General features: G+C 52.3%; 18 protein-coding genes. 7 read left to right on the top strand and 11 right to left on the bottom strand.

What is annotated here, in order from left to right; genetic code table 11:
* The first annotated feature begins 29 nt into the window (after window positions 1-29).
* Window positions 30-854, top strand: a complete 825-nt coding sequence (mazG, locus tag FIV45_RS07475; protein ID WP_099471748.1) for a nucleoside triphosphate pyrophosphohydrolase — start codon at window positions 30-32, stop codon at window positions 852-854.
* On the opposite strand, the gene FIV45_RS07470 is transcribed toward mazG, so the two are convergent.
* The 10 genes from FIV45_RS07470 to dusB all read right to left on the bottom strand — a co-directional run bounded on the left by FIV45_RS07470 (window position 849) and on the right by dusB (window position 13,669).
* Window positions 849-1,664 carry an inositol monophosphatase family protein gene (locus FIV45_RS07470; RefSeq protein ID WP_099471747.1) on the bottom strand — a complete coding sequence of 272 codons (816 nt, stop codon included), beginning with the start codon at window positions 1,662-1,664 and terminating at the stop codon, window positions 849-851. The two genes, mazG and FIV45_RS07470, sit on opposite strands and share 6 nt — an antisense overlap.
* Complete coding sequence (gene hflX / locus FIV45_RS07465; RefSeq protein WP_099471746.1) at window positions 1,661-3,100, bottom strand: GTPase HflX; 1,440 nt, start codon at window positions 3,098-3,100, stop codon at window positions 1,661-1,663. The genes FIV45_RS07470 and hflX overlap by 4 nt, the downstream gene beginning before the upstream one ends.
* 24 nt (window positions 3,101-3,124) lie before the next feature.
* Window positions 3,125-3,373 (bottom strand): RNA chaperone Hfq, encoded by a 249-nt coding sequence (hfq, locus tag FIV45_RS07460; RefSeq protein WP_099471745.1) that lies wholly within the window; start codon window positions 3,371-3,373, stop codon window positions 3,125-3,127.
* Window positions 3,374-3,497: 124 nt separating this feature from the next.
* Window positions 3,498-4,958, bottom strand: coding sequence for a TrkH family potassium uptake protein (locus FIV45_RS07455; protein ID WP_099471744.1), 1,461 nt, complete (start codon window positions 4,956-4,958; stop codon window positions 3,498-3,500).
* 21 nt (window positions 4,959-4,979) lie between these two features.
* Window positions 4,980-6,356, bottom strand: coding sequence for a Trk system potassium transporter TrkA (trkA, locus tag FIV45_RS07450; protein ID WP_099471743.1), 1,377 nt, complete (start codon window positions 6,354-6,356; stop codon window positions 4,980-4,982).
* A gap of 14 nt (window positions 6,357-6,370) precedes the next feature.
* Window positions 6,371-7,750 (bottom strand): nitrogen assimilation response regulator NtrX, encoded by a 1,380-nt coding sequence (gene ntrX / locus FIV45_RS07445; RefSeq protein ID WP_099471742.1) that lies wholly within the window; start codon window positions 7,748-7,750, stop codon window positions 6,371-6,373.
* On the bottom strand, window positions 7,740-10,013 hold the full coding sequence (locus tag FIV45_RS07440; protein WP_099471741.1) for a sensor histidine kinase NtrY-like: 2,274 nt from the start codon (window positions 10,011-10,013) through the stop codon (window positions 7,740-7,742). Before FIV45_RS07440 ends, ntrX begins: the two co-directional genes overlap by 11 nt.
* A 114-nt stretch (window positions 10,014-10,127) precedes the next feature.
* Complete coding sequence (gene ntrC / locus FIV45_RS07435; RefSeq protein WP_099471740.1) at window positions 10,128-11,576, bottom strand: nitrogen regulation protein NR(I); 1,449 nt, start codon at window positions 11,574-11,576, stop codon at window positions 10,128-10,130.
* Window positions 11,576-12,679 carry a two-component system sensor histidine kinase NtrB gene (locus FIV45_RS07430; protein WP_204602084.1) on the bottom strand — a complete coding sequence of 368 codons (1,104 nt, stop codon included), beginning with the start codon at window positions 12,677-12,679 and terminating at the stop codon, window positions 11,576-11,578. Before FIV45_RS07430 ends, ntrC begins: the two co-directional genes overlap by 1 nt.
* 3 nt (window positions 12,680-12,682) lie before the next feature.
* On the bottom strand, window positions 12,683-13,669 hold the full coding sequence (gene dusB / locus FIV45_RS07425) for a tRNA dihydrouridine synthase DusB (protein WP_099471934.1): 987 nt from the start codon (window positions 13,667-13,669) through the stop codon (window positions 12,683-12,685).
* Between the two features lie 229 nt (window positions 13,670-13,898).
* Between dusB and FIV45_RS07420 the strand changes: the two genes are divergently transcribed.
* From FIV45_RS07420 to FIV45_RS07410, 3 genes are read left to right on the top strand one after another with little or no spacing between them, the layout of a single operon-like run.
* Complete coding sequence (locus tag FIV45_RS07420; RefSeq protein ID WP_099471933.1) at window positions 13,899-15,053, top strand: bifunctional 2-C-methyl-D-erythritol 4-phosphate cytidylyltransferase/2-C-methyl-D-erythritol 2,4-cyclodiphosphate synthase; 1,155 nt, start codon at window positions 13,899-13,901, stop codon at window positions 15,051-15,053.
* A 19-nt stretch (window positions 15,054-15,072) separates the two neighbouring features.
* On the top strand, window positions 15,073-15,576 hold the full coding sequence (locus FIV45_RS07415) for a phosphatidylglycerophosphatase A family protein (RefSeq protein WP_099471739.1): 504 nt from the start codon (window positions 15,073-15,075) through the stop codon (window positions 15,574-15,576).
* Window positions 15,563-16,054, top strand: a complete 492-nt coding sequence (locus FIV45_RS07410) for a CinA family protein (RefSeq protein WP_181040162.1) — start codon at window positions 15,563-15,565, stop codon at window positions 16,052-16,054. The genes FIV45_RS07415 and FIV45_RS07410 overlap by 14 nt, the downstream gene beginning before the upstream one ends.
* 55 nt (window positions 16,055-16,109) lie before the next feature.
* Here the strand turns inward: FIV45_RS07410 and FIV45_RS07405 are convergent, their stop codons facing one another.
* The gene (locus tag FIV45_RS07405) at window positions 16,110-17,435 is read right to left on the bottom strand and encodes a hypothetical protein (RefSeq protein WP_133118534.1); all 1,326 of its coding nucleotides are present in this window, start codon (window positions 17,433-17,435) and stop codon (window positions 16,110-16,112) included.
* 353 nt (window positions 17,436-17,788) lie between these two features.
* Between FIV45_RS07405 and FIV45_RS07400 the strand changes: the two genes are divergently transcribed.
* The 3 genes from FIV45_RS07400 to fumC all read left to right on the top strand — a co-directional run bounded on the left by FIV45_RS07400 (window position 17,789) and on the right by fumC (window position 21,154).
* Window positions 17,789-18,700, top strand: a complete 912-nt coding sequence (locus tag FIV45_RS07400) for a HEPN domain-containing protein (RefSeq protein ID WP_099471735.1) — start codon at window positions 17,789-17,791, stop codon at window positions 18,698-18,700.
* Between the two features lie 189 nt (window positions 18,701-18,889).
* The gene (locus tag FIV45_RS07395; RefSeq protein ID WP_099471734.1) at window positions 18,890-19,510 is read left to right on the top strand and encodes a hypothetical protein; all 621 of its coding nucleotides are present in this window, start codon (window positions 18,890-18,892) and stop codon (window positions 19,508-19,510) included.
* Window positions 19,511-19,741: 231 nt separating this feature from the next.
* Window positions 19,742-21,154, top strand: coding sequence for a class II fumarate hydratase (fumC, locus tag FIV45_RS07390; RefSeq protein WP_235868126.1), 1,413 nt, complete (start codon window positions 19,742-19,744; stop codon window positions 21,152-21,154).
* The last annotated feature ends 46 nt before the right edge of the window (window positions 21,155-21,200 follow it).

The following is a 21,200-nucleotide window of genomic DNA, read 5'->3' as shown; positions in this document are numbered from 1 at the left end:
CTGAGGCAAAATGACAGCAAGGGTAAATCATGCCAGAGAGCAAAGCGACCATCGACGATCTCCTCAATATTATGACGCAGCTGCGCGATCCGGACAGCGGCTGCCCCTGGGATATAGAACAGGACTTCAGCAGCATCGCCCCCTATACCATTGAAGAAGCCTATGAAGTGGTAGAAGCCATCGAGCATAATGATATGCCGCATCTGAAAGAAGAACTTGGCGATCTCTTGTTGCAGGTGGTCTTTCACGCCCGCATGGCCGAAGAAGCAAAGCATTTCGATTTTTCCGATGTGGTGCACAGCATCTGCGCCAAAATGACCCGACGTCATCCTCATGTCTTTGGTGATGAACAACATCGTAACGCCCGCGAACAAACCATTGCCTGGGAACAACAAAAGGCCCAGGAAAGAAAAGCCAAAGACCATACCGCCAGTGTCCTTGACGGCGTTACCCCGGCCCTGCCGGCCCTCACCCGGGCGATCAAACTGCAAAACAGGGCCGCGCGGGTGGGGTTTGACTGGCCCGATACGGCACAGGTGCTTGATAAACTCAACGAGGAAATGGCCGAACTCTCTCATGAACTGGTGGAGGCCGACAAGGGCAATGACAGAACCACGGAAATCGAAGAAGAATTCGGCGATATGATGTTTGTTTATGCCAATCTGGCGCGCCACCTCAACCTTGATCCCGAAAAGGCTCTACGCGCAGCAAATCATAAGTTCGAACGGCGCTTCCGTCAGGTAGAAATACTGGCTCTGGCAGAAAACACGTCTCTTGAAAACCTGTCCCTCGACGACATGGACCAACTTTGGAACGCCGTTAAAAAAAGCGAAAAGGCCGGCAAAAATTTATGACCTGGTAAAACGGTCCGGGAAAACACTTTGGCGAATTTTATGCCATAACGCTTCTGACGGCGCGGACAGCAGCCCCTTATCCTGAATGCCAATACGATATTTCTTCTGGTCAAACAGGGTACGCACATACCCTCCGGCTTCGGTAAAAATAAACCCTCCGGGCAAATGGTCCCAAGGCAGCGTCCGGTAATAGACCGAGAAATCCTTCGCCCCTTCCAGCAACATGATATAATCATGTCCGGCGCAAAAAGCCGGTCGATTTTCCTTAAAATCTTTCAAGTTATGCTCTGCAAGACAGCGAATTTCCGGCGGAAACCGCTTTAAGTGGGCCGCAGCGACCATCTTCGCCGGCTCAAATGTCGGCGCCAGGGTGACAACTTTACGATCATTGAGCCGTGCGCCCTCGCCCTTCCGGGCAGAAGCCAGTTTTTCCGTCACCGGAAGGTAAATCCAGGCGGCTTCAACCTGCCCTTTTCTGAGCTCTGTCAGCATCAGTGCAAAACGCGGATCGCCCTTGATAAAGTTATTGGTCCCGTCCACAGGGTCAATCAGAAAGGCGTGATCCGCTGTCGTGATCTCCGCCAACAGGTTCGGCGCCTCACTAATACTTTCTTCGCCGCCGATAATCGCTGTCGGATATTCCCGTTTCAGCGCCCGTGTCAGGGCCTTTTCTGCCGCGAGATCCGCTATCGTTACCATATCGCCCGGCGACTTGGCAGCAATGTCAGCCTCTTTCAGATTATTATAACGCGGCAATATCTCAGATTTGGCTACATCAATCACCAATTCACCAATGATATCCCCGCTCATGTCTCAATAACCCTTCCCACCAGCCGGGTGTCTTTCTCAATTCGGCCCAAAAGCTTTTGATCTACCCGTACAGTAAGGATCGTTTCTGTCTCTCCATCTTCCCGGGCGATCACTTCGCCATTCTTGTACATCCAGGCCATTTCCGCCCCTTGATGATGCTTATAGGCAATTTTCAAGGTTGTTGCCCCGCTGGCCAGAAGGTCATTAAGCTTGATGCGGAACTCTTCACACCCTTCACCGGTAATCGCCGACAACAAACTGACATTGCCCTTCAGCGCCGCCAGATTTTCCACCGTCGCCCTCTGCTCTGTACTTAATAGGTCAATCTTGCTCCACACTTCATGTATGGCACATTCCGGCCCCTCTTCAAGACCCAGTGAATGGAGAATGGTCATGACATCTTCGCGCTGAGCTTCGGTGTCGGGGTGGGATATATCGCGCACATGCAGGATCAGGTCAGCTTCCACAACTTCTTCCAGGGTCGCCTGAAAGGCAGCGACCAGCTGGGTCGGCAACTGAGAGATAAAACCGACAGTATCAGACAGAATCGCTTTCTTGTCATTGGGCAGATCAATTTCCCGCATCGTTGGGTCAAGAGTGGCAAATAACAAGTCTTCCGCCATCACACTGGCGCCGGTCAGATAATTGAACAAGGTTGATTTTCCGGCATTGGTATAACCAACCATGGCCACCACGGGAAATTTCTGTTTCTGGCGGCCTGCACGGTGCAGTTTGCGGGTTCGACTGACTTCTTCAAGCTGCCGGCCGATGCGGCCGATACGGTCGCTGATCATACGACGGTCAGATTCAATCTGGGATTCACCAGGTCCTCCCATAAAGCCGAAACCGCCACGTTGGCGCTCCAAATGGGTCCAGGACCGGACCAGGCGGCTTTTCTGATAGGTCAGATGCGCAAGTTCAACCTGCAGCACACCTTCCTTGGTTTGCGCCCTTTCGCCAAAAATTTCCAGAATAAGACCGGTTCGATCTATCACTTTGACTTTCAGGATGCGTTCGATATTGCGTTGCTGTCCCGGTGTCAATTCGCAGTCGAAAATCACCAGTTCAATATCATCCGCCGCAATCAGCGCCGCCATTTCATCAAGTTTCCCCTGCCCCATATAGGTTGCAGGCACCAGCTTGGACAGTTGCAGCAACACCGCATGCACGACATGCAAATCCAGCGCTTCACACAGACCAACAGCCTCCTCAAGGCGGGCTTCCGGTGACCTGAGGGCCGAGGTTGCCGTTTTATGAGAAGGGCGTGAGAGTCCACTGTTGGAAAGACGTTTTTTTAGATGGGGGTGGAGGACCAGCACATTGGCCCCCGCCACGTGATCCGGGGAAATGTCGTCCTCTTTGGTCGACTTCCCCCAGTCCAGATCTATTTTTTTCTTACGGAACTTAAGCGTATTAGAATCGGTCCGTTCAGTCATATAATTCTGTCATAGAATAAGATACTATTCTTTGCCTTCTTCATCGGCAGGGTCAAACAAAGAAATTGGTCCGCCTGGCATGATGGTTGAAATGGCATGCTTGTAAACCAATTGCACGCTTGAATCGCGGCGCAGTAAAATACAAAAATTGTCAAACCAGGTAATGATACCTTGCAGTTTCACCCCGTTAACAAGAAAAACGGTGATTGGTGTTTTGTTTTTGCGGATATGGTTTAGGAAGGAGTCCTGTAAGTTATGGTTTTTTTCAGACATATGTAATATCCATTCTTCTGTTTATAGATTCATTATTGCTTTTTAAGAACAAATCACTCGTTGGCGTACTTTATCACAGGCTATTCATTCTTGAAACCGATAGAATGAAATATTTTCAAAAGTTCTAATTTTTCCAGAAAGACGGCATAAACAAAACCAGAATGGCGATGACTTCCAATCGTCCGAGGATCATTGTGAAAGAACTTACCCATTTCGCCGCATAAGACAAACTGTGATATCCCACGAAATCCGGACTAATCACCGGGATCAGTCCGCCGGCACTGAACAGGCTGGTGCCGCTAAGGCCGAAACTGGTCTGCAGGCTGTATCCCAAAGAGCCATATATAATAGTCACGACTGCCAAAGCTGCAATAAACAGAAACAATAACGCCCAAATGGACACCATCGTATCATTACGCACCACCTGATCACCAAAAGTAACCGGAGTGACCCCGCTGGGATGCGTCAGACGGCTTATTTCCTTGTCCGCCAAACGTTTCATAATGTTGATACGCAATATTTTAAAGCCGCCCGCCGTAGACCCCGTGGTACCGCCAATAAACAATAAAATCATGCAAATCACCACAACCGCCAACGGTAATCGCGTTGCCTGATCCGGTAAAAATCCGGTTGTCGATATGCTGGATACCGCCGTGAATAACGCGATTCTGATTTTATCCCAAACCCCGACGTCGCTCAACTCCTCTACCGTGACCAGGCTTAGGAAAATAAACAACACCGCCACCATTAAAATATAATAAAAATGACGTATTTCAGGATCTTGCCGATATAACTTCACCCGACCCCGTTGCAAAAAGGCCCAATGAAAGGTCATATTGGTGGCCGCAAATAACATAAAGGGCATCAAAATAAATTCCGTAATGCCCCGCATCATATTACCCCCGGCCATGCCCTGGCTGGTGAAGCCGCCACTGGATAATGTCGCCATCGACAACAACATCGCTTCAAAGCCCCCCATCCCCGATAGGACAAGCAACAGGATGCAGGCAACTGTCATCATCAGATAAACTTTAAACAAGGGAGTAAAAGCATATCTGATCCGCGCCAGCAAGTCATCGCCTTCCCCGTGGGGCAATACGCTGCGGAACAGTGACAGCCCCCCGATTGATGACAACGGCAAGATGGCGACCGCCATGGAAAAAACCAGAACGCCTCCAATCCACTGCAGAAAGGCGCGCCAGAAAAGAATGGTTTGTGGCACAAGGTCCAGATTAACCACCAGACTTGATCCTGTCGTGGTCAAGGCGGATGTCGCTTCAAAATAGGCGTCCGTCAATTTGGTCATAAAACCGGTAATCATGAACGGCAAAGATGCAAAAAGCGGCACCCCGAGCCAAATCACCACCATTACCAGAATCACTTCATGTCGAGACGCCCGATCCTGCGGATTCTGAAAGGAAAGATACAAGGCGCCGCCAACAAACACCGTAAATAATGCACTGATGAAAAACGGTAAAATCAGGCTATGCTCGCCTGTGGACAAAGCCACCACGATAGGAAAAAGTTCACAGAAGCCGAGAACCACCAGCATATATCCGATAATATTGCCGATTCTTACGACCATATTCGCCCTTTCGCGTTCATTCTAGAAATATTCAAGACGAACAGAGAAAAGCTCTTCGACTTTTCTGATTTTTTCCTGCCGCGAAAAGACCACCACAATATCATCCGGTTTGATAATCGTCCCTCCCCTGGGCACAATGACCTTGGTATCCCGCACCACAGAGCCCACAATAATACCTTCCGGCAAACGAATATCACGCAGTGGCTTTCCGACCAATGGTGACGTTTCCAACGCCACCGCCTCTAGAACTTCCGCCGCCCCACCGGCAATGGTATGCAATGACCTGATCCGGCCACGGCGCATATGCTGCAGAATACTGGAAACCGTCGTCTGGCGGGGATCAACAAAAGCATCAATGCCCACCGAATAGGTCAATGGCCCCAAACTATGATTGTTGATCAAGGTAATCGCCCGGCGACAGCCGGCCTGTTTGGCAAGCAAGGACGACAGGATATTGACCTTGTCATCATTGGTCACCGCGATGATGGTTTCCGACGCCTTTACATTGGCTTCTTTCTGAATATCCACATCCAGCGCATCACCATGCAAGACAATTGCACTTGGGATTTCCTTGGCCACGGCCTTGGCCTGTTTGGCGTCCTGCTCAATAATTTTTAACTGTATCTTGGCATTGTTGTCGATCAGCTGCTTGGCGATAAACGCGCCGACATTACCACCGCCAACAATGACAATACGCCGCGCCTCTTCTTCATCACGCCCAAAAACGCTTAGCGCCCGCTCGACATGCGAATCTTCAGATACAAAATAGATATTGTCTCCCACCAGCAACTGATCATTGCTTGATGGAATAATCAGCTTGCCGTCGCGCAACACTGACGTCACCACGATATTAAGGTCGGGGAACAGTTCCGTTAACTGGCGCAGCGGCGTATCGACCACCGGGCAGTCTTCTTTCAGACGGACCCCGACAGCCCGCACGCGGCCATCGCAGAACGGCACCATATCAAAGGCGCCGGGCGCTTCCAGACGCCTGATCGCCGCCTGCGCCACTTCGATTTCAGGAGAAATAATCACATCAATAGGCATATGATCGCGGCTGAACAAATCCTGCCACACGGGATCAAGGTAATTCTGCGCCCTCACCCGGGCAATTTTTTTCGGCACCCCAAACAGGGAGTGTGCCACCTGGCAGGCCACCATGTTGACTTCATCAAACAAGGTTACGGCAATGATCATATCCGCGTCGTTGGCCCCGGCCTTTTCAAGCAAATCGGGATGAGAGGCATAACCGACCACCGCCTGAACATCCAAAGAACTCTGAATCTTGGCGATCAGATCCGGGGAGCGGTCAATCACAGTCACATCATGCTGCTCACTGGCCAAATGACGCGCAATGTTAAACCCAACCTGTCCGGCGCCACAAACGATAACCTTCATATCAAACCCTCACCCTATTCGGTGTTATTTTTATCACTTCCTGCGAGCCCGAGATTCTTGAGCTTACGATGCAGCGCCGAGCGTTCCATACCGACATATTCCGCCGTCCGCGATATGTTACCATTGAACCGCCTGACCTGCACCTTGAGATATTCTCTTTCGAATTTCTCTCTGGCATCCCGCAACGGCAAAGACATGATATCATTATTCATGCTCGGCCGAACCACCGAGACATCGGAAACAATTTCCGATGGTAACATGTCGATCGTAATCGTATCACTATCTGCCGACATGATCAGTAAGCGCTCCACCACGTTGCGAAGCTGCCGCACATTACCGGGCCATTCATGGGCTTGCAAGGCCGCCATCGCATCGGGGTCCGTATTTTTCGGCGTCACACCGGTTCCTGCCGCCAGCTGTCCCATGATTTGCCCGACAAGAGCGGGAATATCCTCGCGCCGCTGAATAAGCGGTGGCACCCGTACCGGGACCACACTCAGGCGATGGAACAGGTCTTCCCGAAACAGATTATTATTGATTTGTTCCCGAAGGTCTTTACTGGTGGCGCTGATCACCCGCACATTAACCAGAACCTTCTTGTTGCTGCCCACACGCTCAAATGTCTGGTCGGTCAGAATCCGCAGAATTTTGGCCTGGGTATTTTGTGGCATGTCCGCCACTTCGTCGATAAACAACGTTCCCCCGTGGGCCTGCTCAAAAACACCGGTTTTTTTGATCAGTCCGTCTTCTTCGACCCCGAAAAGTTCACTTTCCATATTATCCGGAGAGATGCTTGCCGCATTAATGACCACAAACGATCCTTTAGCACGTTTCGACTGCTTATGAATAAGCCGCGCGACCACCTCCTTACCAGAGCCGGAAGGTCCTGATATCAGGACACGACTACCACTGGGGGCAACTTTATCAATGGTGTTGCGCACCAGATTAATCGCCGAAGAGCTGCCGGTAAGCCCGACATCAAACCCCATTTTTTCCTTGAGTTCGGTATTTTCACGGCGCAGTTTGTCGACTTCTGTCGCACGCTCGACCAAAATCAGCAGCTTGTCAGTCTCGAACGGTTTGCTGATAAAATCATACGCACCATATTTAATGGCGGCCACGGCCGTTTCGATATTGCCATGCCCACTGATGATGATCACCGGCAGGTCTTCATGCATTTTTTTAATGACTTTGAGGATTTCCAAACCATCAAGACGGCTACCCTGAAGCCAGATATCAAGAATGATCAGCGACGGACGCCGTGCCTCTATTTCCGCAAGGGCCGTATCACTGTCTTTTGCTGTGCGGGTCTCATAGCCTTCATCATCCAATATCCCGGAAATCAAATCCCGGATATCGGCTTCATCATCGACCACCAAAATATCAAGCGCCATGCACCATCCTTACATTCTCTTCAACACTATCATCACGACTTGGCCGATCTGCTGTCGCCGGCCTGTTTTTAACAAACAACAAGGTAACCGTTGCCCCTGCGTCTTCATTGTTCTGCAACACGAGGTCGCCCCCATGATCCCGCATAATTTTCTTCACAATCGCCAGCCCAAGCCCCGTGCCCTTTGACCGGGTGGTGATATACGGCTCCGTCAGTTTATCCATCAGATGTTCCGGCAACCCGAGCCCGTTATCACAGATCACAACCCGAATATCCGCCGCGCTTTCAACCAGTGATACATTGATCTGCCCCTGATAATGTCCTTCATCGTTTTTACAGGCGCTTTCGCGGGCGGCGATCGATTCCGTCGCATTCTTAATCAGATTGGTCAAAGCCTGGCCAATCTGCCCACTATCGCATTCTATGGTCAAGGGGATATCAGGGCAGTCCAGCGTGAATTCAATATCGCTGTTGGCCACCTCCTGCATAAAGTAGGCTTGCTTCGTCAACTCGTTCAGATTTTCCAATTGCACAATCGGCGCCGGCAGACGGGCAAAGGAAGAAAATTCGTCAACCATCCGCCGCAGGTCCCCCACCTGACGGACAATCGTATCGGTACACTGAATAAATACGCTGGGATCGCTGCTGATTTCCTTGAGGTATTTACGTTTTAGCCGTTCTGCCGACAACTGAATGGGGGTGAGCGGGTTTTTGATTTCATGGGCGATGCGCTGGGCAATATCGGCCCAGGCCGCATTTCTCTGTGCCGCAACCTGTTCAGTGATATCATCAAAGGCAATCACAAACCCCTGTATTTCATCATTCTTGGTCTCTGCTGTAATCCGCACCATCAAATTCAGATTAATGTCATCCCGTTCAATAACCACCTGATCCTGAACAAAGGCATTTTGCGTGGCGCAAATCTTATCATACAGATCCCGCGCTTCGGGCATGATGTCCTGAATCGGCGCCCCGACAATGTTTTTCGTATCCAGATCAAGCATCATCGCCGCCGCTCTATTCGGCAGCGTCACCCGACCATCCGCATCCAGCCCCATAATCCCGGCCGACACCCCGGATAACACGGCCTCGGTAAAACGTTGCCGCTCTTCCAGTTTCAGACTGGCCTGTTTAATGTCCTTTTGCTGTTGGTCCAGCTGTCGGGTCATCTTGTTAAACGCCCGGGTCAGACCACCCAGATCTTCATAACCTTTGCGGATCGGAGCACGGGCCTTGAAATCCCCCTTCCCGACTTTTTCCGATGCATCGACAAGGTTGGCGATAGGTTCCATCAGCTTGCGGGCGAAACTGATCCCCAGCCAAACGGCAGCAAACAGGATCAAAAAGGCAATAACGATAAAGGTCAGGTTAAACCACAGGCGATATCGCGACTGCTCATTAAGCGCCAGCATATAATCCGACCGCGCATCCTTACTGCTTTTCACCAACGCCAATGCCTTTGGGTCTACGAACCGGCTGATATAAAGATAATGATCAAGGAACCCGTCAAGGGCCACCAGAACACGCACCCGGTCATCATCCTCCCCGCCGACAATCGGCACCACATTACCTCTCGCCGCCAGATCCAGGGCGGCTAACGGGAAAGCATCGCCAATCAACCCAAGGGTCGTTTTGGCCCGCGCCTTCACCTGCCCCTGTCGATTAAAGATAATGGCTTCCGACAGGGTGAGAAACTGCGCCTGTACCGACAAAGCCTGTTCCAGCAACGCCGGGTTTTCAGACAGGGTAAAAGCCTGTGCATTCAAATCCCGGGCGATACCCAATACATCGGCTGTAATCGCCTTTTTATGTTCTTCAATATAGGCTTCCGCCACGGCCTGTGAATTATCCAGGGCGGTGCGCACCTTGTCACTGAACCAGCTTTGCAGGCCAAATTCGAAAAACATGCCCGACACCACGGCCACAATAATGGTTGGTGTGATCGCCACAATACTGAACAGGGTGACAATTCGCCGATGAAGACGCGTGCTGCCCGCGCCGGCCTTTTGTGTCGCCCAGAGCTGCACAATCTGACGCGCCACCAACGCCCCGAGGGTCAGCAAAATAATCAGGTTAACGGTCAGCAAAACAAACAAGGTCGTCGACGTCGGCAGGAACGGCCCAACGTTCGAGAAGGTCGCAAAGGTCGCCAGCACCGACAAGATCGCCCCCATCGCAAGGGCATAGGCCAGTTTACGGGCCAAGTTCACCTTGACTGACCAGGCTTTCAATTTTCGTAATAACTTTGCTTTATTTCTTACCATAAAAGAAGGTTACATCCTGTCGCGTTAACATGGACCCGGCAACGGATTCACGCTCTCAGAGTACCATAATGTTGCATATATACAACAGGCGTTTATATCTTTTTGATGTATCTGTTAGCCCTTGCGAACGTCAATATCCAGGTCCCTGATTTTTTTACGCAGGGTATTGCGGTTAAGGCCCAACAAATCGGCCGCCTTGATCTGGTTGCCCCGGGTTGCCGCCAGAGTATTTTCCAGCAGTGGTTTCTCAAACTCCCTCAGTAAACGGGAATAGAGCCCGGCCGGGGGCAGATCATAGGGCAAATGAGCATCGAAATAACGTTTCAGGTGCCGGTTGATCGATTCCTGCAGGGTTTCACTGGACGAAATACCACCTTCACTTTCCGGCCCTTCCACAGTTTGCGGAATCATTTCCGCCCGAACGATATCCAGGGTTATGGTGTCTTCGATATAAAGTGCGGCAATACGCTGACAGAGGTTTTCCAGTTCCCGTACATTTCCCGGCCAGTCATGCTGCTTGAGATACCCCAGCGCCTCGCCTTCGATCAGTTTCGGTGTCTGGCCATTTTCCTGAGCATAATTATTGAGAAAATGCCGCATCAGATCATGAATATCATCCACCCGTTCCCGCAAGGAAGGCAGACGCAGCGGCACCACATTAAGACGATAGTATAGATCTTCCCGGAACAATCCCTGACTGATCAGCGATTTCAGGTCCCGGTGAGTGGCGCAGATAATCCGTACATCACATTTGATGGTTCGACGCCCGCCCACGGTGGTATATTCGCCTTCCTGAAGCACCCGCAACAAACGGGTCTGGGCTTCCAGCGGCATATCGCCGATTTCGTCAAGGAACAGGGTACCGCCCTGGGCCTGCTCAAAACGGCCTGAGCTACGGCTTTCCGCGCCGGTAAAAGCCCCTTTTTCATGGCCGAACAGTTCGCTTTCGATCAATTCCCGAGGGATCGCCGCCATATTCAGGGCAACAAAACTGCTGTTCTTGCGTTTGCCAAAATCATGCAGGGCTTTGGCGACCAGTTCTTTCCCTGTCCCGGATTCGCCGGAAATGGTGACCGTAAGGTCCGTGGTCATCAACCGCGCCATCACGCGATAAACATTCTGCATCGCCGGAGAACGGCCGATCAGGGGCAGTTCTTCACCGTCATCGACAGGCTCTTCCGGACGCACCGTTCCCGGCTTGACCGTCAACGCCTTGGCGACCACCGATTTGACCTCATTCAGGTCAAAGGGCTTAGGCAGATATTCATAGGCGCCCCGCTCGGTTGCTTTCAGCGCCGTCATCAGGGTATTTTGCGCCGACATGATGATTACCGGCAGACCGGGACGAATTTTCTTGATTTTGGGCAACAGATCGAGCCCGTTTTCATCGGGCATAACCACGTCCGAAATCACCAGATCCCCTTCCCCGTTCGACACCCAGCGCCACAAGGTCGAGGCATTGCCGGTCAAACGAACCTGATAACCTTCCCTCTCCAATGCCTTGGACAGGACCATGCGAATGGCTTTGTCATCATCTGCGATCAGCAATGTTTTCTCGTTCATCATCCCTGCCCTTTGTAACTTGGTAATAATACCCTGAACAGGGTCCCGCCGCCTTTTTTCTCTTTAATACTATCGCATTCTATAATACCGCCATGGTCCCCGACGATTTTCGCCACCAACGCCAGCCCCAGCCCGGTTCCGTTGGTTTTCGTCGTGACGAATGGGTCGAACAGATGCGGTTTAAGATCATCGGCAATGCCCGGCCCGTTATCCATCACACAAATTTCCAGTGGCAAATGCATGCGTTCGCTGGACCCCGGCACCGCCACCCGCACACCATGACGATAGGCCGTGGTCAGGATAATTTCGCCACCCGCACCCGGCACCGCCTCCGCCGCATTCTTGATCAGGTTCAGAAACACCTGTATCAACTGCCCCTTGTCGCCGCGCGCCGAGGGAATGGAGGGATCATAAAATTCCTTAAAAGTAACCCCTTTGGCAAATCCGTTCTGCGCCAGTTTGCGCACATGTTCCAGCACGAGATGGATGTTGATGTGTTCCGGCACGATCGGCCTGTTGTTGGAGAAAACCTCCATCTGATCCACAAGAGCGCAGATACGGTCGGTCTCTTCACAAATCAGGCGGGTCAGCTCTTTATCGCTTTCCCCCACTTCCTGCTCTAGCAATTGCGCCGAACCGCGAATACCGGATAAAGGATTCTTGATTTCATGCGCCAGAACAGACGCCATCCCGGCAACGGAACGCGCCGCCCCTCTGTGGCTGAGTTGCTGGCTGATCTTCTGGGCAATGCTGCGTTCCTGTAACTGAATAACAATCGCACCATTGCCCTCAATCACTGGTGAGGCATGAACATCAACCCGCTTATCCCCATGCCGCGGCCCCCCAAGCACAATGTCATATTCGGAAATAATTGCGCTTTTCAGGCGAACCTGATTGACGATCGCCACCAGCGGGCTGTCAAAAGGAACAATGTCCTCCAGCTTACGTCCCAGCAACATCCGCGCCCCGGAATAGAGCAGCTGCTCGGTCGAGTTGTTGACATAGGTGATTTTATTATCGCCCTCAACCGCCATGATACTGTCGGGCAGGGAACTTAAAATCTGATCAAGTGACAGAGATGCGCTGGTTAATGCCGGGGCCATATGTTACGCCGCATCCTCCGCGATAAGAGGATCAAAGAACTCATGGATGACGCCGGTTACTGCGCGGGCATCGCCCAACTGATTGACCTTTTGACGGAAAGTGGCGCTGTCGCGCAGGCCTTTCGTATACCAGGAAATATGTTTTCGGGCGATCTTCTTGCCGGCGTCCTCACCGTAATGATCCAGCATGGCCTGATAATGGTCGAGTACGATTTGCTTCAACTGCACCAGATCAGGATCCGGCAACATACCGCCTGTTTTCAGGTAGTGAATCACCTGAGCCAGAAACCACGGCCTGCCATAGGCGCCGCGCCCGATCATCACCCCGTCCGCCCCGGACTGATCCAGGGCCGTACGGGCATCTTCACAGGTGATAATATCGCCATTGGCAATCACCGGAATGGACACCGCGTCTTTCACCTGACGGATGAAGGACCAGTCCGACTTGCCTTTATACATCTGGTTGCGGGTTCGACCATGCACCGTGACCATCTTGATTCCCACCTCTTCCGCGATCTCCGCCAGCTCAGGCGCGTTACGGTTGGTGATGTCCCAGCCGGTGCGCATTTTCAGGGTCACCGGAATATCAACCGCCTCGACCGTTGCGACCAATATCTTGCGCGCCTCATTCAGATCCTGCATCAGGGCAGACCCCGCATAGCCATTGACGATTTTTTTCGCCGGACAGCCCATGTTAATGTCGATGATCTGTGCGCCCTTGTCTTCATTCATCTTCGCCGCCTGAGCCATCATCTGCGGATCACAGCCGGCAAGCTGCACCGACATCAGATATTCGTCACTTTCGGCATAGGCCATTTTATGGGTGCGGTGATGGTCACGGATCATCGCCTGACTGGCGATCATTTCGGACGTCACCAGCCCCGCGCCAAAGCTTTTCACCAGACGGCGGAACGGCAAATCGGTCACGCCCGCCATCGGGCTGAGCAATACCGGATCTTCGAGCGCAATCGGCCCAATGTTAATTTTCATATCTTGCATTATACGGGTCTATTTTTACAAACTTGTCTATATTTTAATCATTTAAAACAAATGATCAATAATTAATCACAATAAGCGGCGAATATACAGGAAAAGCCCGGATCGGTCAAAGATCATTTCATGGAGGATGATCGATCTTTTAAGCCAAGAAAAATAAAGACTTTTATGCCCTGCAATGCTAGATTCCTGTCTTCCGGAAATTCAACATTGCAAGGTTAATATGAAGGTTGCCGTTATTATTGTCGCCGCAGGGCGCGGACATCGGGTCGGGGCAGATCTGCCCAAACAATATCTCCCCTTATGTGGCAAACCAATCCTGCAGCATACAGTCGCGGCCTTTCTCAAGGTTCCCACGATAAACCTGATTCAGACCGTGATTCACGCCAATGATCAGGCGCTGTATGAGACAGCCATCGGTAACCTGGACCTTCTGCCCCCGGTTTTCGGCGGAGACACCCGACAACAATCGGTGATCCGGGGTCTGGAAAGCCTGGCCATGCACGAACCTGACCTTGTGCTGATCCATGATGCGGCCCGTCCCTTTATCAGCCCCCGACATATAGAAGACATTATCGCCGCCGCAGAAGAGCATGGCGCCGTCATCCCGACCCTGCCCGTGGTCAATACGGTCAAACAAATTAGCGGCCAGCATATTACCGGCACCATCGACCGCAGCAGTCTGGCGCGGGCGCAAACGCCGCAGGCGTTTCGCTTCAAACTGATTTACATGGCCCATCTGCGCACGGCCGCCACCACCCCTCTCACCGATGACTGCGCCGTGGCCGAAGCCTGCGGCATACGGGTAACCACCGTTCCCGGCGAAGACCGGAATTTCAAAATCACGACAGCCGGAGACCTCATGAAGGCGGAGCATATGATGAAACAACAGTTAACCGACATCCGCACCGGTATGGGCTATGATGTACATGCCTTCGCGCCGGGCGATCAGGTGACCCTCTGCGGCGTCCCCATTCCCCATACCGCAAAGCTCAAAGGTCATTCCGACGCCGACGTGGCGCTGCACGCCCTTACCGACGCCCTGCTCGGCGCCATCGGTGAAGGCGACATCGGCGTGCATTTCCCCCCGAGCGACGACCAGTGGAAAGGCGCGGCTTCCGACATTTTCCTCAAACATGCGGCAGATCTGCTGCACGACAAGGGCGGCGTGATCGCCAATCTTGATCTGACGATCATCTGCGAGGCCCCGAAGATCTCGCCCCATCATGACGCCATGCGCAACCATATCGCGGACCTGCTTGATCTCGCGCCCAACCGGGTCAGCATCAAGGCCACCACGACCGAAAAACTCGGGTTTGCCGGCCGCGAGGAAGGCATCGCCGCCCAGGCCATCGTCACCGTGCGCCTGCCGGAATAAACAAACAGAAAGACGTCCTATGTTCGTTAAAAACTGGAACAAATCACCGCTGCACCCGGCCCTGTTGCTCGCGACCTGGTTCTACAGCGGCCTGTTTCCCAAGGCCCCCGGCACCATGGGCTCCCTCGCCGCCCTGCCCTTTGCCTGGCTGATCATTGAACGCAGCGGTCCGATTGGTCTCAGCGTCGCTATCCTGCTGAGTTTTGGCGCAGGCCTGTGGGCGTCTGATGTCTATATGAAGGAAACCGGCAGGACCGATCCCGGCGAAGTGGTGATTGACGAGGTCGCCGGCCAGTGGATCGCCTGTCTGCCCATCGCCGCTATGCACAGCCAGATCGGTTTAAGCCCCGGCCCGTTTATCCTCGCCTTTGTCACCTTCCGGATTTTCGACATTTACAAACCCTGGCCGATCAAAATTTTTGATCAGCGTCATGACGCGTATGGCGTGATGATGGATGATGTGATCGCCGGATTTTTCGCCTCTGTCTTTGTGATCGGATTTTATCTCTATGTTCTCGCCTGACATCATCACCCTTGCCACACAGGTTCTGGACGCCGCCCGCGCCCGCGGCCTACATCTCGCGACCGCCGAATCCTGCACCGGCGGCCTGATCATGGGGGCCCTGACCGAAATCGCCGGATCATCGGACGTGGTCGACCGGGCTTTCGTCACCTATACCAACCGCGCCAAGCGGGAAATGCTCGGCGTGCCGGGGGACGTGATCCGTCAGCAGGGCGCGGTCAGCGAAGCCTGCGCCCGCGCCATGGCGACCGGCGGCCTGAAAGCCTCGGCGGCGAGCCTCACCCTCTCCGTCACCGGCATCGCCGGCCCCGGCGGCGGCAGCGAAGACAAACCCGTCGGCCTCGTCCATATGGCCTGCGCCGTACGAGACGGCACGATGCTGCATGAAAAACATCTGTTCGGCGACGTGGGACGGGATCAGGTACGGGAAGCAACGGTGGTAGCGGGGTTGAAATTGATTTTGCGGGCGATGGGGTAGGGAAATCCTGTTATCCCCCTACCCAATAATTTGCTTAACTGACTTTAGAAAAATACTATTCGGCCGTTTCCAAAATGTCCTCAACCCTGGCATTTTCAAATTTTGGCGCAGGCGGAACCCACTCAGTTAAGTTTTCCCCAACAGAATGGTAAAACTCGGCAACAGTTTTTTCCAACCCTTCAATGAAGGTACGCTGGCCCGAAAACTTACCCGCCATATCCAAAACTGTTTGCACAATAAAACGGTGTGGCACCAAATTTGGATTCTCTGTTTGAATGGTACTTGGGTCGTCCCGCAGGTTTTCTAAATAGGACCATGTGATTTGAGAACCGCCCGGCCATTTTGCCCCAACTCTTATTGCCCCTGGCTCAATCTTCGCGAATTGACGTACAAGCCAATTCACTCGTGCCTTTGTTGTTTTCTTGTCTCCAGGAGCTAAAACTTCCATTGAGCATGAGATAGTGCGATTTGCCAAGCTCGCATCAATCGTCAACACACTTGCCGCATCCGGTATGTGCAATTGGCAAATAAGAGTTTCTTTCTCACATAGAAATGCAGAATCATCCTTCAGTCGCGCCTCAGAATCAGACTTATGAGCTCTTGAAAGTTTAATATTTACCGGCGCACCAAGTTCTCGCGTTAACATCAACGATAAGTCACGCTGTTCCTGGTGCCAAGCGCTCACTGTATTCAATATCTCATCAGTGGTTTTCAGTAGCCGTTCTTTATTTTTAACTTTCAGGCATACATTGCGCCACTCTTTATTCATGCTATCAAAGCTTTGAACACCAGAGCTTTTGTGATCAAAATAGCGCACCATTTCTTCAAGAATATATTTCTGCTCTGCATCAATGTTCTCCTCGACCCTCAACTGATAATCGGCCTGCGTCCTCAAGTAAGTCCAAGACCAATGAAATAGGTCAACGCGCCGTGTCAGCTTTTTCGAAACCTTAATAGGATGATGCGTGGCCAACACTGCGAACTGGTTTGATATTGTCACGACTGCGTCGAAATTATGGATTTTCGCCAACTCCAGATAACGACATATTTGTTCTTCATTTAGAGTAGAATTCCCTATTTTAGCTTCGATCAAAGCTGACCAAACGATCCTTCCGCCATTACGAATGATAATTATTCCATCCGGTCGATCACTGGTTTTCAAATTAGGAAAACTAACTTCACTGTGACATTCAATGCGCCCTCTTGCTCCTATTTTCTGTCCAATAGAGTTCAGAACACCCGATGCATATCCGTTCACAATTGATAATGATGCCAGGTATATCGACGTAATGCCTCTTTCATTATTTGCATCTTTTCCAACCGGAAATAATCGGGCAAGTGTCTTAGAAGACAATGAATTTTTAAAATTTTCCTCTGCCAAACTTCACCTCCATAGTTATAATTATTAGTTGTGAACATAGCATGTTTTTCAACATTTAGGTCATAAATTATAATCCGCATCTCTCTCCTCTTACTCACAACCCTCGTCATCCCGGCCTCCGCGCTGGGATCCATGCTCATATCATACGATAAAGCGCCGTCGGACTCCCTGCTCATGATATCAACAAAGTGGATCCCGCATCACATGCAGGCGTGACGACATATCTGGGTTAACGCCAGTGTGCGCATGACAACCGGGCACGTGAGAAAGCGCATAATTCTCATGACGGCGCAGGCAAAAACCGCTAAACTCTTCCAAACGCACCCGAAACAGACGCCGCACTCAGGGGATATATGAAAACCGATCTCGACCATCTGCCGCCCAAAAAGCAATGGGAACTGGAGCATATCAAGGATATCATCTTCGAGGAATTCGACAAGATCGTCCAGGGCGGCACCGCCGCATGGCGCGCCAAGGGACGGATCGAGTGGGTGATCCTGTTCGGCTCCTACGCCCGGGGCGACTGGGTCGATGAGCCGCAGACCACCAAGGGCTATAAAAGCGATTACGATCTGCTGATCATCGTCAATGACCGCCAACTGCTCGAACTCACCAATCTGTGGTTTGAAATCGAGGAGCGTTTCCTGCGGGACAAACGCCTAAAAACACCGGTGACCTTCATTCTTGAGACCCGCGCGAACCTGAATGACGCCCTCGCCCGCGGGCAATATTTCTTCAACGATATTCGCCAGCAAGGGATCGCCCTGCATCAGACGCCGAATGCGCGGCTGAGCCAGCCGAAAGCCCTGAGCGCGGCGGAGGCCCTGACCACGGCCCAGGATTATTGCGATATCTGGCTGAAAAACGCCAAAACTTCCCTAAAAGTTGCGCATTTTTGCCAGCAGGAAGGTGATCTCAACAAGGCCGCCTTTGAATATCATCAGGCGGTCGAGGGGATTTACAACGCCCTGCTGCTGACCCTGACCGGCTATTGTCCGCCGACCCATAACCTGAAGGCCCTGCGCAGTCTGGCCGAGGATATCGACCGGCGTCTGGTCGAAGCCTGGCCGCGCGAAGGCCGCAAGGACCAGACGGCATTCAACAAACTGGTCAATGCCTATGTCAAGGCACGCTATTCCAAACATTACACGATCACAGAAGACGAACTCCACTGGCTCGAGAGCCGCATCGCCCCGCTCCAGGCCACCGTCGAGGAAATCTGCCGCCACCATCTCGCTGAACTTGCCACGGCAGTTACTGTGTAAAGTATATGTCTCATTTTGGGACAAAACTGTCGGAATTCTTTACAATTTTCAAATATTAAGCACATATACATGCTTTATTATCGGCTCAATCCTAACGTTTTTGAGACTTGGCACGGTCCTTGCTTTCCTTAAAGCTGAACTGTTCTTGAAATATCGAGCAGTATAACGAAAGTGGAATTGGATTAGCACATGAAAAAGTTTAACATGAGTGCCCTTCGGCATTTAATCATCATCTCACTCTTGAGTTCCGTGAATTTATTCACGGCCCAGAGCGCCTCGGCTACAGCCCTGGACATCGGCACCTCTTCAGGCAGCGGTTGCTGTCAGAACCTAACGCGCGGCTATTGGTTCACCGCCCCGGTTGATTTTACCATCACGGGCCTATCCCTGCCCGGCGGACCTGTCACCGACAGCACCATCGAAGTATTAAAGTTCAACATCACGCCCCCGCAGTTTTCTTCAACAACCAATGACTTTACGTCCATGGGTTATTGGGAAGACGTGGCTTCCGTCACCACTTCACTTGCATTTTCCGCCGGTGATATCGTGGGTATCCTGGGCTGGGCGGATGGATTCACCACCTACAGGGATACAAACGGTGACTATGATACCTCCCTTGGGGGCCAGGCTATCACGTTAGCCCGGCTTGGGTTTCAGGACCTCGGGCAGGCCCATGATGTTTGGACAGAAACTGGAACAATCGGCATGATAAATATGGAGTATACGACGACAGTCGTTGAACCGGCTCCTCTGGCGCTTCTCGGTCTTGGTCTGCTTGGCCTGGGACTGGCCCGCAAACGTCGCGGCTAAGCTTTCCCAATTGATATCGTAAATAAATGACGGCTCCCTAAAATTCGGGGGCCGTTTCCTTTTGCGCCTGCTCCGCGTCCGCACGAAGAACGGTAAACGACATCCGCTGGCCTGATCTCCACAACACAGTTCCTGAAAATCGGGCGTCATTTTTTTAGAGCAACATCATTTTCTCCGTCGCGTTTGCAGTTGAGCATCGTCGGGCTTCTTGATAGACTGAATGATCACCTGATGGCTGCTTCAGAAAGGATGCCTATGCCGGAAACCCGCCTTGAGAATGACAGCATGGGAGAAATCCCGGTTCCCGCCGATCGTTATTGGGGGGCACAAACACAACGGTCCTATAACAATTTTAAAATTGGCGCTGAAAAGATGCCCGCCCCGCTGATCCATGCCTTCGGTCTGCAGAAGCAAGCCGCCGCAGAGGCCAACCGCGACCTCGGTCTGCTGGACCCACACCTGAGCGCCGCCATCATCGCCGCCGCAAAAGAAGTCGCCACAGGCACTCTCGATGATCATTTCCCGCTGGTGGTCTGGCAAACCGGGTCCGGCACCCAGAGCCACATGAATGTCAATGAAGTCATCGCCAACCGCGCCATTGAACAGCTCGGCGGCGAAATCGGCAGCAAATCCCCGGTCCACCCCAATGATCACGTCAACCTTGGCCAGAGTTCCAACGACAGCTTTCCGACCGCCATGACAATTGCCACGGCCCTGGACATCCATCAGCATCTGATCCCAGCAATACAGCATTTGCATGCGGCACTGAATAAAAAATCAACCCAGTTTAAAGATCTCGTGAAAATCGGGCGCACCCATACCCAGGACGCCACCCCGATCACCCTGGGGCAGGAATTTTCCGGTTATGCCCGCCAGATTGAGCTCGGCCTGGTGCGGATCGAGAGCTGCCTGCCGCGGGTGATGGAACTTGCCCAGGGCGGCACGGCGGTCGGGACCGGACTCAACGCCCACCCCGATTTCGCCGTGGTGTTCACCGGAAAGATCAACGCCCTCACCGGCCTGACCTTCACCAGCGCAGTGAATAAATTCGAGGCGCTGGCCGCCCATGACGCTCTCGTTGAATTGTCCGGGCACCTCAATACTCTGGCGGTCAGCACCATGAAAATTGCCAATGACATCCGTTTTCTCGCCAGTGGGCCGCGCAGTGGATTGGGGGAACTGATCCTGCCCGCCAACGAACCGGGATCGTCCATCATGCCGGGCAAGGTCAATCCGACCCAATGCGAAGCCCTGACCCAGATCTGTGCTCAGGTGATGGGCAACCATGTCACCGTCAGCATGGCGGGAGCAAGCGGTCATTTTGAACTCAATGTGTTCAAACCGGTCATTATTTACAACATTTTGCAGTCGATCCGCCTGCTGTCCGATGGCTGCCGCAGCTTCACCGATCATTGCGTCGAGGGCATAGAGGCCGATACGCCGCGCCTGGCCGAACTGACCCAGAATTCTCTGATGTTGGTCACCGCCCTTACCCCGTATATCGGCTATGATAAGGCAGCAAAAATAGCCAAGAAAGCCCATGCGGAACAATTGACGCTGAAACAGGCTGCCTTGACGCTCGGACTGGTAACTGCTGAGGAATTCGACCAATGGGTAAGACCGGAAAAGATGACCGGGCTCTGAAACTTTTTTCACCACAATAGAGCGCCTGCCGCTGGCAAAGTGCGGG

The sequence above is a fragment of the Paremcibacter congregatus genome, from assembly GCF_006385135.1.
In the GTDB taxonomy this organism is placed as follows: Bacteria; Pseudomonadota; Alphaproteobacteria; order Sphingomonadales; family Emcibacteraceae; genus Paremcibacter; species Paremcibacter congregatus.
This window is presented reverse-complemented; position numbering and strand designations above follow the sequence as displayed.

Coding starts and splice junctions, on each gene's coding strand:
- mazG (WP_099471748.1), top strand. CDS start 30: ATGCCAGAGAGCAAAGCGACCATCGACGATCTCCTCAATATTATGACG.
- FIV45_RS07470 (WP_099471747.1), bottom strand. CDS start 1,664: ATGAGCGGGGATATCATTGGTGAATTGGTGATTGATGTAGCCAAATCT.
- hflX (WP_099471746.1), bottom strand. CDS start 3,100: ATGACTGAACGGACCGATTCTAATACGCTTAAGTTCCGTAAGAAAAAA.
- hfq (WP_099471745.1), bottom strand. CDS start 3,373: ATGTCTGAAAAAAACCATAACTTACAGGACTCCTTCCTAAACCATATC.
- FIV45_RS07455 (WP_099471744.1), bottom strand. CDS start 4,958: ATGGTCGTAAGAATCGGCAATATTATCGGATATATGCTGGTGGTTCTC.
- trkA (WP_099471743.1), bottom strand. CDS start 6,356: ATGAAGGTTATCGTTTGTGGCGCCGGACAGGTTGGGTTTAACATTGCG.
- ntrX (WP_099471742.1), bottom strand. CDS start 7,750: ATGGCGCTTGATATTTTGGTGGTCGATGATGAAGCCGATATCCGGGAT.
- FIV45_RS07440 (WP_099471741.1), bottom strand. CDS start 10,013: ATGGTAAGAAATAAAGCAAAGTTATTACGAAAATTGAAAGCCTGGTCA.
- ntrC (WP_099471740.1), bottom strand. CDS start 11,576: ATGAACGAGAAAACATTGCTGATCGCAGATGATGACAAAGCCATTCGC.
- FIV45_RS07430 (WP_204602084.1), bottom strand. CDS start 12,679: ATGGCCCCGGCATTAACCAGCGCATCTCTGTCACTTGATCAGATTTTA.
- dusB (WP_099471934.1), bottom strand. CDS start 13,669: ATGAAAATTAACATTGGGCCGATTGCGCTCGAAGATCCGGTATTGCTC.
- FIV45_RS07420 (WP_099471933.1), top strand. CDS start 13,899: ATGAAGGTTGCCGTTATTATTGTCGCCGCAGGGCGCGGACATCGGGTC.
- FIV45_RS07415 (WP_099471739.1), top strand. CDS start 15,073: ATGTTCGTTAAAAACTGGAACAAATCACCGCTGCACCCGGCCCTGTTG.
- FIV45_RS07410 (WP_181040162.1), top strand. CDS start 15,563: ATGTTCTCGCCTGACATCATCACCCTTGCCACACAGGTTCTGGACGCC.
- FIV45_RS07400 (WP_099471735.1), top strand. CDS start 17,789: ATGAAAACCGATCTCGACCATCTGCCGCCCAAAAAGCAATGGGAACTG.
- FIV45_RS07395 (WP_099471734.1), top strand. CDS start 18,890: ATGAAAAAGTTTAACATGAGTGCCCTTCGGCATTTAATCATCATCTCA.
- fumC (WP_235868126.1), top strand. CDS start 19,742: ATGGCTGCTTCAGAAAGGATGCCTATGCCGGAAACCCGCCTTGAGAAT.